This window comes from Marinoscillum furvescens DSM 4134, from assembly GCF_003386095.1.
Lineage (GTDB): Bacteria > Bacteroidota > Bacteroidia > Cytophagales > Cyclobacteriaceae > Marinoscillum > Marinoscillum furvescens.
Window position 1 is genome coordinate 1 of sequence record NZ_QREG01000010.1, and the last position, 17,560, is coordinate 17,560.

6 protein-coding genes are annotated in these 17,560 nt (G+C 43.0%); 3 read left to right on the forward strand and 3 right to left on the reverse strand.

What is annotated here, in order from left to right; genetic code table 11:
* Positions 1 to 373: 373 nt before the first annotated feature.
* Together C7460_RS11700 and C7460_RS11705 are read right to left on the reverse strand one after the other, a co-directional pair.
* Positions 374 to 4,090: a G8 domain-containing protein gene (locus C7460_RS11700; RefSeq protein ID WP_115868293.1), complete on the reverse strand. Its 3,717-nt coding sequence runs from the start codon at positions 4,088 to 4,090 to the stop codon at positions 374 to 376.
* A gap of 226 nt (positions 4,091 to 4,316) precedes the next feature.
* Positions 4,317 to 7,145, reverse strand: coding sequence for an alpha-L-rhamnosidase (locus C7460_RS11705; protein WP_115868294.1), 2,829 nt, complete (start codon positions 7,143 to 7,145; stop codon positions 4,317 to 4,319).
* Positions 7,146 to 7,421: 276 nt separating this feature from the next.
* Here C7460_RS11705 and C7460_RS11710 point away from each other — a divergent pair, with 276 nt between their 5' ends.
* From C7460_RS11710 to C7460_RS11720, 3 genes are all read left to right on the forward strand, one after another.
* Positions 7,422 to 9,083, forward strand: coding sequence for a TIM barrel protein (locus tag C7460_RS11710; RefSeq protein WP_115868295.1), 1,662 nt, complete (start codon positions 7,422 to 7,424; stop codon positions 9,081 to 9,083).
* A 20-nt stretch (positions 9,084 to 9,103) separates the two neighbouring features.
* On the forward strand, positions 9,104 to 9,973 hold the full coding sequence (locus C7460_RS11715) for a 3-keto-disaccharide hydrolase (RefSeq protein WP_221409504.1): 870 nt from the start codon (positions 9,104 to 9,106) through the stop codon (positions 9,971 to 9,973).
* Positions 9,974 to 10,118: 145 nt separating this feature from the next.
* On the forward strand, positions 10,119 to 12,830 hold the full coding sequence (locus tag C7460_RS11720; protein WP_170147984.1) for an alpha-L-rhamnosidase: 2,712 nt from the start codon (positions 10,119 to 10,121) through the stop codon (positions 12,828 to 12,830).
* A 491-nt stretch (positions 12,831 to 13,321) separates the two neighbouring features.
* Here C7460_RS11720 and C7460_RS11725 read toward each other — a convergent pair whose 3' ends face one another.
* Positions 13,322 to 17,446: a G8 domain-containing protein gene (locus tag C7460_RS11725; protein WP_115868297.1), complete on the reverse strand. Its 4,125-nt coding sequence runs from the start codon at positions 17,444 to 17,446 to the stop codon at positions 13,322 to 13,324.
* Positions 17,447 to 17,560 lie beyond the last annotated feature (114 nt).

Here is a 17,560-nt window from a genome sequence, read left to right on the forward strand (position 1 = left end):
GTGAAAGTGGCACAGTCTGAACCGCGCCGCGTAGGCCGAAATCAATGGCACAGATGCACCGATAAAAGTGGCATAGTTAGAACCGTAATATCCACCAGATACCCATTACTACATTACATGGGATCATAGGTGGGTAAGACTCATAAAAAACGGTAAATCTAAACCACAATTATACGCAAAGGAAAGTGCTTGTGCGTTTCGGTTTAGAACCTTCTAAGACATGAGAGCAAGTGAAAGTGCTGCTTTAGTCTAAACCATTCATTAAAGAGTGAAAGGGTGTCCTTGCTTCCTTAGAGCGTTAAAGACTGAGAAATAACAATAAACAGCTCCTCAACTTATGAGTCGAGGAGCTGTTTTAGAAGCGTTCAGCTTGTTACCTAACCTGCAGCTTTCGCTTGATGAATACTTTATCGTATGAGATGTATAACAAATAGAGGCCTGAGCGAAGGTCGCTGATGTTTAAGGTACCTCCGTTATTAACGATATCGTAAAGTACTCTAGATCCCGCTGTATTGTAAATTTCCACATTGGCAGTTTCCCAAGAGTCATTGAAGGAGAGGTGTACAAATTCCTCTGCTGGGTTGGGATAGATCGTCACTTTATCATTAAGGAGTAATTCCTCACTTAGGATTAACTCTTCAACTGTGATAGTTTTGGTTTTCGAAATTGTACCATTTGCTGATGTTGCTATAGCTTTTAATACATAGGTTCCAGTGTCTAGACCCAATAGTACTGAATCAATTTCCTGGTCGGAATTTGCGAACCCCCATTGGAACGGTGCCGTGTCATCTTTTCTGACCAAAAGGTCATTTAAGTAAAGTTCAATATTGAAAACACTTCCTTCGGTCACAGCAACCTCCACATCTAAATCATCTCCTTCGACTAACACGTCGCCTGAAGGTTTTTCGAAACTTAGCTCCAGGGACTCACAAAATGGTGTTTCGGCATTAGGCCCATGGATGTAGTCAATATAGGCATATCTAATATTCGAAGCGTCTCCGGGTAAGTCCAACCGAATTTTTGTAATGGTCTGGTCCATCCACGCATTGTCATCACTCATATCAAATACGAGCTCCTCAAAGACATTGGTTTCTTTTGGGTGTACCGTAACAACCCGGTCTGGTGAGAAACTATTAGCCTTGGAAGTACCCCAAAAGAATTGAAAGGGACCGTCTGCCTCGGACTTTGCCCTTATAACGATTTGTGGAGCCTGCGATCCTTTGAAGTTGAGACCGTCTCTGGTAATATAAGGGTCATTTGATTTATCCACTATTACTTCCCAGTATGCTTCATTGTCCTCGTTACTTTCAGTGAAATTCACCTTTTCAAAACCTTCGTTTGAATGTTTAAAATCAAACCTAAGATCAGAGGCACTATTGATAAGTCCGCAAGTTTCTGGCTCATGTATATCAGGTCTTCCATCTCCATCACTATCTGTGAGCACATTGATACCATTTAGGTCATTTGAAGTACATGGCAGTGGATCAGGTTGAAAGGTTCCGTTGTGATCCCAATTGAAGAAAATATTTAACCTATTACTCCCACCTAAATTTCTCAATTTTAAATAGACGTCTCCATTACTTGGGTCAATAAAGTAGGCGTTATCGGTTGCGTCTTCCACCGCTGACTTAGAATTTAGTAGTGGAAGTTCAAATTGATGTCCTGTTACTCGAAAATTACCTAGCTTTCCTAATCCTTTAAAACATGTAAGAGCTAAATCTCCTGGTTCACCTCTGTTCCATATAAGGAGGATACTTTTATTTGCTGGAGCCTGATCCATATAATAGCTATACATAAAACCCTCATTAACAATAAGGGGGAACTTATACGTTCCAGATGCTGGTGTTCCTGATTCGTAAAAACAGACGTCCTCTGTACTGGGTTTAGAACGAACAATAGACATCCTAACCCCACTTGCATTTATGCCAGCAAGCCACAATCCTGCAAAGAAATAATCACTTCTCGCTGCGTTCTCCCAAGATTCGTGTCTATATTCATGACCATCTATTAGAAATGGTATATCTCTGATCAGTGTTGTATTTGCTTTGCCGGTTAAACCTCCATCATAGTCCTTAAAAAATTGGCCAATCTTTCGGGTTCGAGTATCTTCTGTATGTGGCAAAGGTTTAAACCTAAATGGAAAAGGTTCTGAAAACCCCTTAGTGGTCCCTCTAAAAGAAGGGTTGAAATTCTCGGTGGCACCCCCACCGGCAATTTGTTTAATCATTTCGGCATTAGACCGATTCCATCCCTCGAAATGACAATCAATATGTCTGCCCGGTCCGTCATAAAACCGAAAAAACTCACGTACGCCTTCAAACAAACCGAGTTCTGTATCTGCATTAAAAAGGCTGTTTTCAATGGTAAGATCCCCTGCGAGCATGGTGATGGTTTTATTGTCACTGAAAACGCAATCGTAGAAAACGACATTTTCGTTATCACTATTTCCTAACCCACAATAAAGTGCCTGGTCATTTCCATAAAACAAACCATTCTTAATGAGCTGTCGAGTGCCTATATTCCATCCAAAATTTCTTTTTATCGAATGGTCGGCGTTAAGTTGATCAAAGACATCCCAGCCATTCATGCATGTATGAGCAACAAATCCATCGAAAGAACCTAGAGGCTGAGTGGTTGGATTCAATCCTTGAAAATAAGGCAGCTGTCCTGTTGCAAACATTGGACTTTTAGGAAAAGCAAACCAAAAGCCCGTACCTTCCGTTCCTGCGGCTACATTGTTTTCAAAGTAGTTATTGGGGTTGGTAATCCAGTAGGAGGCGGGTGTTCTGTTTTGTGGAGTGTCTCCAAGAGAGGGTTCATCTGAAAAATTATCAGAAGGGGTCGTTTGTTCCCCTTGTTTTGGTCTTCTTGTTACAAATACTACATTGTTTTTAATCGTATTGAAACGCTCACCACCATCTTCGAGAAAGATACCGTGCCCGATGTGGTCATAGGCAAACACGCCATCTACCGTTACATAGTCTGTTCCATGTATGGTTACGGCCCGGTTATAGGATTTATGGATGCTGCTGTTTTTTAGGTAGCTGCCTTTTGCTTTATCTTCATTCAGATGCCAGTGAAATGGATACCTGGCCAGAATGCCTTTTTGCCCCATTTTGTACAGTTCCACATGTTCTACGTGGGAGGTAGATCCGCGCATAACCATAATATGCCCACCAAAACCTTGCATGTCGCTTGTTTCATCACCCTGGATTTTGATATAATGCGAGAGTAACCCAACTTCTCCGAATATGTCTACATCCCAGGTTTTTCCATCGGTATGTCTGGTGTAGGACTTTGATCCGCCTATGTGCTTGTATTGAAGTGGCTGTGCCAGTGTAAGCGTTTTTTGATCTGCACTGATTGCACTAATTTCTACCTGATCTACTCTTTCCCATGCATTGCTCTTGTGTATGGCCAGAGCTGTGGATGTGAGTGCAATAATATCTCCAACCTCCCAGTCAACAGGCTCTTTTAACGTGATCTGTGAATCTCCCGCTTCGGCTGTTGTGGCAATATTTGTCCAGCTTTTTCTTTGTTTACCATGAAGCTCCAAAGTACCTCCATCTAGAACCATTATGCCTTTATATGCAGCAGGAGCATTATTGATTTTGGCTCCCTTTAACGTAATCACACATCGATCCGATGCGTGATAAGGATTGGATTCCGATCCTATTTCCAGTTTTCCTCCTCCGGCAACAAGTATACTTTCGGTTGCAAGTGCGATCCCGGCATCCGCTTCTTGACTGCTGAGTGCGTTGAGGGTTCCATGCACAGTGATGGATTTGGCTTTACAACTACCAATGAGTGTGAGGGTGACACCTGCTGGTATGATTATGTCATCACTGGCAGATGGTTTATCTCCGTTTGGCCAGGTGCTTGCTGAAGACCATAATCCAGATTGAATAGGCTCTATGGCCGATGACACAGCTGCAGACGTGCGACAAGTGGTTATGCCATCGTCTAGTTTATTACCCTCTTTAGGGTCCATCGGGACAAAGGCCATGCTTGCAGAATGAAGTGATATAAGCGCTATAATAGCTGACATTTTCATGGGTGCAGTATTGCGTAATATTTTAATAGCCTTCATAGCTGCTGGATAATTTTTAGTTGTTCAAAATGAAAACTTGTTTTGCGAAAGGTAAGAATAAACCCTGTTGCTGTCATACTGTACCTTCCGGCTTTATGCTCTGTCAAGTATCGTTCTAAAGGAGTCTGGCATAAATGTCAGACAGGTATATGAAATGAAGCGCAATGTAAAAGGCGTCATTTTGAAGGGGTTCAAAATGACGCACTTTTGATTTATTCAGGAGTGCCTATAACACTGATTGGAAGGAGTATTTCCCAGACCCCACTTCAAATACCTGATAGATTCCATCTCGCCCCAGGACTTTAATTGATTCATTATCTATGGTTTTTCCACCTTCTTTAATAGGAGTTCCTTCTTTGGATATTACATAGACCTTGGCTTTGGTGTTTACAGGTATTTCTACCTCTAGAGTGTATGCTGAACCATCAACTTTCCAAGATGACACTATTTTGCCATTAATAGACCCATATTTACCACGTGCATTAGTGAGTGCATTATTTCCAAGTTCTGGTTTAATAACGATATTCTTAAAACCAACTCCATTTTGGTCTATGCCTGCAATATTGCTAAACAAGTACTGTCCAAAAGCACCAAAGGCATAGTGATTGAAGGAATTCATTTTAGCATTCATGGCTCCATTATACCCATCTTCGGGTGTCCAGCTATTCCACCTTTCCCAGATGGTAGTTGCACCATGCTTTACCTGGAATCCCCAGCTAGGGTAATCTTTATTGAGAAGAATTTTGAAAGCAATATCTGACCTTCCTATAGATGATAGAGCTGGAAGCAACTGTCGGATTCCCAGAATTCCAGAGGTTGGCAGGTTGTCGTTGGCAGTAATGAGGTCAATAAGGTGCTTACCGGCCTTTTTTTTCAGGTTGGTAGGGAGTACATCGAAATATATAGCTGTAGCATAGGCTGATTGAGTGTGTCCAGTAAAGCCCCGTTCGCCTTCAAAGTACCCCTTGCCATCTCCGTATTTCGACTCATCGACGTGAATTCGACCGTCCTTACTAAGATAGTGTTTGATGAAAGCATTTACTGATTCATCATAGATGCTCTTATACCGTTCGGCATTTTTCTTTTGTCCAATTGCAGTACTCATTTCAGACATACACCGAAGTACATGTTGAAAGTATAATGAAGCCAAAATATCATGAGATGTGTGCTTTTCGGTCATTTCTAACCAATCTCCAAATCCTCCCCGCGGTTTAGCATCATCCCATGAATCTTCTGGATAGAATTTATGCTCAGCACTTTTTTGGATGTGATATTCGGTGAATTTGGTCATCGATTCATAGTGTTTTTCGATGATTTTGGTGTCGCCATAAAACTTATAGGTATTGTAAGGTACCATTACACCCGCGTCCATCCACCCTGGAGAGTACCAAACTAGTTTTGGGTATGGCCGAGGGGCAAATACGGAGTAGGGGCCTAAGTCATATTGTGCATCCCTTAAGTCTGTGAACCACTTTTGATTAAAAGCACCCAAAGTGGCATTGTATAATGCCGTCCTGGAAAAGATCTGTACATCACCTAGCCACCCTAATCGCTCATCTCTTTGGGGGCTATCCGTGGGAACTTCCATGAAATTGGAGCGTTGAGTCCAGATGATATTTTCATACATTTTGTTCAATACTTTGTCGGACGAACTGAATGTGCTCACCATGGGGATTGACGACCCAAAGGGAATACCCGTGATTGTACTAGATTCCGGTTTAGATTTCAGGCCGCTTACCTCTACATATTGAAACCCATGATAGGTGAATTTTGGCTCCCATATTTCTACGCCATTTCCCTTAAGAATGTAAGTGTCTGTGGCTCTGGCAAATCGCAAATTTTCCGTCATCAAAGAGCCGTCATCATGGAGCCGCTCACCAAAACGCATAACGATGGTGTCTCCCTTGTTGCCCTTAACATTTAGCCTTGCATGACCGGCAAAGTTTTGACCAAGATTAAATATGTATTTACCATGCTGTGGTTCGGTAATTTCAATAGGGGTGATTTCATTATAAACCTGGATGCTGTTGCCTGGGTAAGCTTGTAACTTACCTTCGGTTCCCTGGTGTAGGTAAGCGTTTGCCCATTTAGAGTCATCAAAGCCGGGCTTATTCCAGCCGGAGGGTTCAAGATTGGCATTATAGGTTACACCCATCAACAAATCAGCTGATATAAAGGCGCCTTCACTGGCCTTCCAGCTTTCATCTGATGCTACTGTAATTTTTTCGCCGTTTTCATATTCTACCTCGAGCTGACAAAAAAGTGCAGGATGCACACCGTACAATTCTCTGTTTCTTGGGTTTGACAATTCTTTGGGCCCAACATAGCCGGCATACCACCCATCTGCAATGATTGCTCCCAGAGCGTTTTCACCTGATCTCAGGTTGTCCGTCACATTGTAAGTCTTGTAATAGATTCGTTTATTGTAGTCAGTCCAACCAGGTGTGAGCAGATCATTGCCAATTTTATTTCCATTGATAGACATTTCAAAAACACCCAGTGACGTTACATACAGTGTGGCGTTTTTAATCTTACTATTTACGTTGAAGGATTTTCTTAAATACGGTGCAGGCGGAAGATGCAGTGGATCTGTTGGATTCTGGTCAGAGGTCTTATATCCGATCCACTTTGCTTCCCAGTCTTCCTTATCTAGCAATCCCATCGACCACATACCCACTTGGCTCCACTCTGAAGCCTGATTATTTTCATCCCAAACCCGAACCTGGAAAAAACAACTCTGTCCAGAGCTAAGCGGTTTGCCTGCATAGCGGACATTGGAGTTTTGGTTTGAATTTTGTTTACCTGTATTCCACAGAAGGCTTCTCTCAGATTCGAGATTTTTTTTAGAGGTGGCCACTTTAATTTGATAAGCCGTTTGAATTTTATTTCTCCCGGAAGAGGACATAACCCATGTTAGGCTTGGCTCTGGGTCATCGATACCCAACGGATTCTCGAAATAATTCACGGTGATTTTTTCTATGGAAATCGGATCGTTCGTATTTGTACAAGCAATGAGTACTAACCCTAGCAGAATTAGATATAACGTATTTTTCATGTTTGACTGTATTGATTTAATTCTAAAGCCTGAGTCCAAAAATCAGTTTGAACGTGCTAAAGATGCCTTAATATGTCAGGCTTTACATCCCGTGCATTCCTGCTCTTTCTGAAATTTTTATTACATAATTAACGGAATTATATGGGCATGCATCTGCAGGATGCCATCTCTGCAATCATTAAATAGTTTTGAGATAGTTTGCCTCAATCAGCTAGTTTATACTAGTCAGAAAACTCGAAGTTTGGATTTTAAATAAATGCTCACGCAATTTTTAACATGAAAAGGATTTATCTGATAGTGATTTTTGTATTCTCTACCTTTTTGCTTTGTGCACAATCAAAGCCTTTGTACGCATTTGATTTCAAAATGGAGCATATTCCTCTGCCAGAAAGGACTGCTCTGCTGGTAGAGGAGGGGTACTCAGGTGTTACGTTCGCTATGAAAAATGACGACCAGATTAAGAAGTACAATGACTACCTAAGTACAGTTGAAGCGAAAGCGGGTGCATTTTCAGTGCCGGTGGTTTACTTCCCGTATCATTTTCATCAAAGTGCCGAGGTTCAGCAAAGGCAGTGGGAAAAGGTTTTGGATGTGCCTTCATTAAAAAATGTCTGGGTCATTTTTGTAGATAGAGATTCTACTGCTACACAAAAGGAAATAAAAGAAAAGCTGCGCTATATGGCCCAAAGTGCTATGAGTGAAGGTAAGAACCTTATCATATACCCGCACGATAAAACCCTAATTGAATCTACGGAAGAGGCACTACCATACATTCAAGAATTAGGTATGTCAAATCTATATGTAACTATGCATTCATGCCATGAGATTCGAGCTGGAAACGGGAGTCGCATGCTAGAGGTAGCGATTAAGGCGGCTCCATATCTAAAGTTTGCATCTGTAGCTGGTAGTGATGTGACTATGCATTCCACGGGATCAGCCAACTGGGCGGATGCTATCCAACCTTTGGATGCGGGGGATTATGATATAGCTCAGTTTGTCTATGCGCTAGACAAGATCAGGTACGATGGAGAAGTATTCCTGCACACCTTTGGGTTAGAAGAAGAGCCGAGAGAACATCTGAGCAGGTCCATGAAGAAATGGAATGAAATCAACCGAACACTACCATCATCGTCTAAAAACATTTCGGATATTCTGGACGCTCCTGAAAATGCCTACTTTGATCAGGGCTCACAGTCTTGGTTTATCTCTAGTCTGGGCGGGGGTAAAGTGACTATTGAAAAAGACGGTTATGGTTGGATAACCAGACTAAACAATAATTTGGAGGTGGTTGCTTCAAGGTGGGTGGATGGTTTAGATGCCCCTACAGGCATGACATCCCACGAAGGATATCTGTATGTTACAGACAGAGGAGTACTGGTGAAAATCAGCATAGCTACTGGTGAGATCCTGGAAAAGATTGAGTTACCCGGCGCTCGATTTCCCAATGACGCAGTTGTAGCAGCAAATGGAGATATCTACGTTTCTGAAACTTATGACAACACCATTTATAAAATCGGGAGTTCTGGAAAAGCAGAGGTTTGGTTAAAACTTAGAGCTTTAGAATGCCCCAATGGATTGTGTGTAGATGGCAACCAGTTAATTGTAGCGACCTGGGGACCAATGACCAATGAGGCAACTTTCGAAACAAGTAGAAAGGGGACCCTGAAGAGCATTAACCTTAAGACGAAGGAGATCAATAACATTGGCAAAGGCCCCATTGCTAATTTCGACGGAGTAATTAAGTTCAAAAAACATTATTATGCTACCGATTGGGTAGGGGGGCGACTATTAAAAATCACCAAATCTGGAGCAGTTACGGAGGTTTTGACAGGATTCAATCAGTTTGCTGATTTGGGAATTGACCTGGAGCGCGGAATCATTGTCGTACCTGAGATGAGTAAAAATAGATTCATTAAACTAAATCTGGAGGGCTTATAACTCAGGATAAACCAAACACAATGAAACGACTATCAATAGTTACACTGGTAATTTTCATGTTCTTCTCAGGGGGTGGGTATGCGCAAAAGGTCGGCAAATCAATCCAGCTTTTGGATCGTAAACTCCGGAAATTTGAAACATGGATGTGTGTTCCTCATGCTTCGGTGTCAGGACTACCTGAGGGTACATATCAATCTGAAAACGTTCATGATGGGGAGCCCATGGGGCTTAACAATGATGTGAAGGATGTTTTTTCTGTCATAAGAGAAGATGGGGAGCTAGTGCTGAAAGTGTCGGGAGAGATATATGGTGGCCTTACGACCAAGGCAGAGTATGCCAACTATCATCTGAGCATGTGGCAAAAATGGGGTGACAAGAAGTGGCCACCGCGTGAAAACGCACTGCGCGATAGTGGGATTCTCTACCACTGCTATGGACCTCACGCTGCATTTTGGGAAGTATGGAAATATTGCCTTGAATTTCAGGTGCAAGAAACTGATTTAGCAGATTTTATTGGTTTGGGGAGCGAAGCAGATGTTAAGGGAATAGTGAAAGAGGAAAATGGAAAAAACAGAAAGTGGTATGACCCTACTGCTGATTCATACCTCAAGCCAGGTGGGCTTATTCAAGCATCAAAGGAGTTAGATGCTCCGCACGGCGAATGGAATCACCTGGAACTATATGTAGTAGGGGATAGGGCCATTCATGTTGTAAATGGACAAATTGTAAATGTACTTGAAAATACCCGTAAGCCCGATGGTACTACGCTTAGATCAGGTCAAATACAAATTCAGTCCGAGGCAGCAGAGGTGTATTACAAGGAGATTGTATTGACACCAATTAGTGAATTTCCAGTAGAAATCATTAGTCAAGTAAGGTTCGAAAATTGAAGCACGATTGGTTCGAGAGGGCTTTTGGTGTTCTAGTTTATTAAAATTTAAAGTGATTACAAATATGGGGTTTTCAATTGTTCAGAGAGATACGACAAAGCGATCCGTTTTCTTCATTTATCTGGTAATATTTTCATTTCTGAGTGTGGCAAACACTACGGAAAATCCATTAACTGCCTACGACCTCAAGGTTGAATATTTAGAAAATCCTTCTGCGATTGATGTGGAGCACCCCAGATTTAGCTGGAAAGTTAGGGGAGAAGGAAGAAATAGGGTTCAGTCTGCATATCAGATCGTTGTTGCTACTACCCGGGAGAAACTGGCTGCTGGAGACTGGGATGTATGGGATACAGGTAAGGCTGTGACCAACCAGACAAACCAAATCGAGTATAACGGAGCTTTGCTGGAATCCAAAGCTGAATATCACTGGAAAGTTCGGGTTTGGGATGAAGGTGATATTCGATCAGAGTGGAGTGTTCCCGCAAAGTGGTCTATGGGAGTACTACACTTCTCAGACTGGGAAGGTTTGTTCATCGGTTTAGATGTAGGTCAATTTGAAGGTAACAAATATGATAGTCTATACCTACCACCTGCACGCTATTTGCGCAAGTCCTTTTCGGTGGATAAGAAAGTAAAAAGAGCAACAGCCTACACTACGGCTTTGGGGGTTTATGAATTTCGGTTAAATGGGGCTAAAGTTGGAGATTATTACCTCTTACCTGGATGGACCGATTATAACAAGAGAGTTTATTATCAGTCGTTTGATGTTACCGATATGATTACCACAGGCGAAAATGTTGTCGGCGCAGTGGTGGCTGATGGCTGGTACAGTGGGTATATAGGCTATGCCCTCCTGGTAAGGCTTGATAAGGTTCGTGGTTTTTACGGGGAAAACCCATCTTTTATGGGGCAAATAGTTATCGAATATGAAGACGGTAGCGAGGAAGTAATAGCATCAAACAAATCATGGAAGGCAAGTCAGGGGGGCATTCGGGAAGCGGATATTCTGATGGGGGAGACCTATGATGCCACTCAGCAAAATGAAGGGTGGGATGCCCCCGGGTTTGAGGATAGCCTATGGATGAGTCCTAAAGTCTACACGTATCCAAATGGCAGACTGCAGGCCTATCCAGGCGAACTAATCGAGGAGCGAGAACGGCTGACCCCTCTTTCGGTCAAAGAGCCTAAACCCGGCACCTATGTTTTTGATTTGGGTAAGAACATTGCAGGGATCGCAGAACTTAAAGTAAGGGGGCAGAAAGGTACGAAAGTGAAAATTAAGTATGGTGAAATCCTCAATTCAGACGGTACCGTCCTTACGGAAAATCTAAGAATGGCGCGAGCTACAGATACCTATATTCTCAGCGGTCAGGGGGAGGAATTGTGGCAGCCGAAGTTTACTTATCATGGGTTTCAATATGTGCAGGTAACAGGATACCCCGGTGAGCCAGACGCGGATGCCATCACTGGAATTGCCTTGAGTTCTATAGCCACGGACGCTAGTACTTTCAAGAGCTCCAATGGGATGAACAACCAGCTTTATAGTAATATCCTCACTACACAAAGCGCGAATTTCTTTGAAGTACCAACCGACTGTCCACAGCGGGACGAGCGTCTCGGCTGGACTGGGGATGCACAGACCTATTGTCGCTCTGCAAGTTACAACGCTGATGTTTCGGCTTTTTTCACCAAATTTCTTGTGGATTTGGATGATGCACAGCGTTGGTATGGGGCGTATCCGAATTTCGCTCCATTTCCATATTCCAGGCCTGATCAATATGCTCCGGCCTGGATGGATGCCGGTGTGATTATCCCCTGGAATATGTACAAGGTTTACGGGGATACCCGAATCGTGGAACGGATGTATCCAGGCATGAAAAAATTCATGGATTTTCAGGCAGATGCCAGTACGGATTATTTGCGGCCAGGAGGAGGTAATAACTGGGGCGACTGGCTGGCAGTGGATGAGCAGACCAGTCATGATTTCATAGGCAGCTCTTATTATGGATATGATGCTAAGCTCATGGCAGAAATGGCCGAAGCTATTGGTGAAAATGAGGATGCGGTTTCTTATATGAATTTGTTTAATAACATCAAAAAAGCATTTGCTAAAAAGTATATTCTTGAAAATGGATACACAACAGAAGACACGCAGACGTCTTATGCGCTGGCACTGTACTTCGGGCTATATCCGCATGACCTGGCACAAAAAGGAGCCGACCGACTGGCCGAAAAAGTCATAAATAATGGGAATAAGTTTTCAACAGGGTTTTTAGGGACAAAGCATGTGATGCTCGCTTTGGCACAATATGGATATGCTGATTTATGTTTTAAACTGTTTCAGCAGACTGAGTACCCAAGCTGGGGGTATTCAGTGGTAAACGGCAGTACTTCTATATGGGAGCGATGGAACAGCTACACCAAAAACCCTGATGAAAATTCATCACTCAATGCTGCCATGAACTCATTCAGCCACTATGCCTTTGGTTCCGTTGCGGAGTGGATGTTTATCCATGGCCTGGGGATTGATACAAATGATGAGGGATTTAGGAATATCATCATCAAACCAGCCATCAGTAAGGAAATGGGGAGCATGGTAGGCAGTTACGAGAGCATCAATGGACTTATTGAATCAGGTTGGGAGATGAAAGGCAACAGACTTACCCTCAATGTTACCGTTCCTGCCAACACCAGGGCAGAAGTGTACATCCCCACATCCAAAATTGCGTCAATTAAGGAAGGTAAGACCAAACTCAATAAGCACGAAGGCCTTAAGATTTTGGAAGTGATTGAAGATGAGGCCGTGGTTGAAATAGGTTCGGGTAAGTATTCTTTTTCATGCACTTGGAAACAATAGCGTCGAAGTATTTTTAGTATTGTTCATGGCTTTAAATTTTAGCACTGATTTGAAAGAATGGATTATTGAAAGTCAGTCTTAGTGAGAATAAAGCCCGAACTATGACTAAAGTCGACCTTCGGGTTTTATTTGAATATATGAAGAGTAAACAATGACCTGAGTGTACCCACCCCGTACCAGAATGGCTCTCAATAACTATGCTCTTTTGCTATGTTTGTGTATGACTACTATCTACTCAGTGCGGCAGCAGCACCCTGATCGATAGATGAAAAAACAAAAGTGTTTTACTCAATCCAGTTATTATTTCGTCCACTAGGCTTATGATGAAAAACAATTGTGATTAAACTTGGGCTTGCAGGACAATCAAGGAGTCTATTCAATCCTGTTGCCGGTTTCCATAATATAATCGTGCATCCTAAAACAAAAACCCCGAAAGCGACTAAAGTCACTTTCGGGGTTTTTCTATGTGATTATATGCCGAAGGTTATTTCCTAGTTCTTGATAAACCTCTCTACATGCGTTTTGTTATTATGAACTAATTTGAGCAAATAGGTACCCGTTTTTAATGACTTGATATTGATTGTTTTCGAGTCATTAAGTATTTGGGAATGAACCATTTTGCCACTCAGGTCAAAAATATTGACCTCTGCATTTTTCATCTCATCATTCGCAAAGGCAACATTAAGGAAGTCTTTTGCTGGATTCGGGAAAAGTATGAACTGTTCGTTGAGTATGACTTCATCTTCAGAATTAGCATTTGCTGTTCTGCTGCCCGAGCAGGCATCTTCCACAAAATCCTGAGCCCTTACGTAATCGATCCATGTATGATAAGAACCAGACGCATCTACCGGAAGGTCGATTCTCAGCTTGGTGATGGTCTCATTCTGCCATTCTGAATGGCTTCCAACATCAAAAGTGAAATCCTGTAAGCTGCCAGTAACCGTTCCCGATGTTATTGATTTGTTTGCGGAGAAATTTGGGCTGCTGGCAGTGGCCCAGAACAGTTGAAACTGACCGCCGGTTACCTGGGTTTTTCCTCTAATCACAATGGATGAAACCTCATCAGCATCGAAGTTCAGGCTATCTTTCACTATGTAAGGATCGTTGAGATTGTCCACTCTCATCAGGTACTCGCCTGCTACAGTAAAGGCATAGGCACTGATGTGGTGTGTGTCCAAAAATCCCTGGTTGGAACTGGTGAAATCATAGCTAAAATCCCCAGCATCACTGTCTGACATACAAACACTAGATTCCTCGGTCTGAGTAAGTCCGTCTCCATCAACATCCGCATCTGAGTTAGCTATTGTAATATTTATCGTTGCAGATTCTGTGAAGGCTCCATCATTATCCGTTGCTTTGGCTTTGAGGTTGTAGCTTCCCTGGCTCGCAAAACTGGTAGTAATCGAATAAGGGCTCTCTGTATCCGTAGAAATTAAGTTGCCATTTGAGTAAAAGTCAACTTTGGTAATCCACCCGTCACTATCGTCAGAATTGGCCGTAATGGTCACATTTTGACCAACTGTAAAAGTTGCTCCATTGCCAGGTGAAGTGACACTTACCGACGGTGATTGGTTAGGACAAGGACCGTCTGAGGCATTGGGGCCATGAATGTAATCAATGTAGGTATGTACATTGGATGAGGCATCTGGGGGAAAATCCAGTCTTATTTTCGTGATGGTTTCCCCCGTCCAGCTAGAGAAACTGCTCATGTCAAATGTCAGTTCCTCATACACATTGGTCTGTGCCGGGGCTACTGTCACTGATCTTGCAGCCGAAAAACCCGTTTGGGTAGTTGTAGCCCAATAAACCGTAAAAGCCCCTGCTGCTTGAGATTTTGCCCGAATGTTTAGCTCAGTCACCTGGCTTCCACTGAAGTAAAGCCCATCCCTTACGATGTATGGATCATTTGCATTGTCCGCTCTGAGTAGCCAGTCTGTACCACTATTTACATTATGTGCAGCGATTTGATTCATGGTAAAAGATTCTGTACTTCCATTGAAACCAAAATTTAGATCAGAAGCATTATTGACAAGCCCACAATTTTCCTGTTCGAAAACATCAGACCTGCTATCTCCATCAGTATCCAGAGCTGTGACACCTTCCAGTTCACTCGAAGTGCATGATAGACCAGGGTTTGTGTAGGTGCCATTGTTATCCCAGTTGAAGAATATGTTTACTCGGGTGTCTCCTCCATCGGCTACCAATTTCAAAAAGACATCACCACTGGAGGGGTTTATGTAGTATGCATTATCGGAAGCGTCCCTTACTCCCTGTTCAGTGCTTGGGTTTAATATGGTGAACTGATGTCCATTTACCCTGAAATTGCCCAGTTTTCCAAGCCCTTTAAACCTCACGAGTGTTTCATCGTCAACATCTCCTCTGTACCATATCAATTGCACTTTTTTGGTGTCAGGGGCTTTACTGAATCTGTAGGTGTATTCAAAATCTTCATTTACTATCAGTGGAAACTTCGTGGTGCCGCTGGTCGCAGCTGCTGGTTCAAAGAAGCAAACATCAGAAGTGCCTGATTTGCTTCTGGTAACAGACATGTCCACGTCATTACCTATGGCATGTAGCCAAAGCCCTGCAAAGTAATAATCAGATCGGGCAGCATTTCTCCACGAAGGATGCCTGTACTCATGGCCATCGGTTAAGAATGGAATATCCCTGATGATGGTGGTGTGGGCTTTACCAGTCAGACCACCGTCATAATCTTTGAAAAATTGCCCGACTTTTCGTGCTTCAGCATTGCTGGGCAAGGGTACATACCTGAAATTGAATGGTTCATAAAAACCTTTGGTTGTTCCTGTGAAAGAAGGGTTAAAGTTTTCTGTGGCTCCTCCACCTACATTTTGTCGCACCATGTAAGTGTAAGAGCGGTTCCATGCTTCGAAGTGGCAGTCGATATGCTGGCCTGGGCCATCATAGAAACGAAAGAACTCACGATCCCCTGTAAATACGCCTAAATCAGAGTCACCGACAAAGAGCGAGTTCTGGATTTTTAGGTCTGCAGCCAGCATGGTTGTGATCTGATTATCGCTAAAGACACAGTTTCTATAGACAACTTTGGAAGGATCACCACCATTGCCTAGTCCACAATAAAGAGCTGTTTCATTGCCGTAAAACAAGCCATCATCAAAGTATTGATCCGTATTAATATTCCAACCAAAGTTTTTCTTGATCGAGTGATCTGGATTAAGTTGATCAAAAACATCCCACCCATTCATGCAGGTGTGCGCTACAAATCCTTCAAATTTTCCCAATGGTTCTGTTGTTGGGTTTATCCCATCAAAGTGACTGATACTTCCACTTGGCCCCATGGGGCTGGTAGGTAGTGCTATCCAAAAGCCCGTTCCTTCTGTTCCCGCTGCTACATTATTTTCAAAGTAGTTGTTCGGATTGGTGATCCAAAAGGAAGCCGGAGTTCGGTTTTGTGCTTGATTTAACTCATTGTCTGAATCTGTAAGTTCATCTCCGGCATTCGGTCTTCGTGTAACAAAAACAACGTTGTTCTTTATTGTATTGAAACGTTCTCCTCCATCTTCCAAAAATATGCCATGTCCAATGTGGTCATAAGCAAAAATACCATCTACTGTCACAGAGTCCGTGCCGTGAATGGTTACTGCTCTATTGAATGACCTATGCACGCTACTGTTTTTGAAGTAACTTCCATAAGCCATATCCTCATTCAAATGCCAGTGGAAAGGATACCGACCCAATTCCCCTTTTTGTCCCATTTTGTAAAGTTCTACATGCTCCACGTGTGCCATAGAGCCGGGCATCAGCATGATATGACCACCAAAACCATCGGCTTCATTTGTGCCGCTCATATCTCCCTGGATTTTTATGTAGTGAGAAAGCAGTCCTACTTCCCCTTCAATAGCTACGTCCCAGGTTTTACTATCTGAAGCCCTGGAATAGGTCTTGGATTCTCCCAGGTGCTTATACTGTAGTGGACTCTGCAGCGTAAGGGTTTTGCTATCTCCACTGATGCTGGTGATTTCCACCTCATCCACGTGCTCCCATTCATCGCCTCCTGCACTGGCCAGGTCAGTGGAGGTCAGTGCTATGATATCTCCCACTTCCCAGTCTACGGCTTCCTTTAGGGTGATCTGTGTTGCTCCTGCATTAGCCGTAGCGCCAAGGTTTGTCCAGCTTTTTCTGACCTTTCCATGCAGCTCCAGGTCGCCTCCTGACTTAACCATGATTCCCTTGTAGGATCCTCCAGGAGAGGTTGTTTTATTGCCTGTCAATGTTATGACACATCTGTCAGTGGCGTGATAGGGTTGAGCTTCCGTTCCGATTTCCATTAACCCTCCATTTTCCACCACAATGCCATGAGCTCTTAAATCAATCCAGGCACCTCCTGGTTGCCAATTGACCCCTTTCAATGTACCATGCACTGTGATGGTCTTCGCTCGACAAATTCCGGCCATGGTTAGGGTCATGCCTGAAGGGACAATGACATCATCATTTTCTGTGGGCAGACTCCCGCCGGGCCAGGTGGAAGTCTGGTACCATAGGCCAGAGCTGGAAATGGTAATTGTAGCAGCTTTTAATGCTGCCGGTAGCGTGAGTATTACCAGTAGTAACACTAGTTGTAAGGTTCTAAACATATTGATAGTGTTTTAGTTAGCCTGCAATGAAACTTATAAAATGATAAATTCTCATCCCGTACCCACCCGTTGATTGTGTTTTTATCAAATTTTCAGTTTTATAAGTTTTTGATT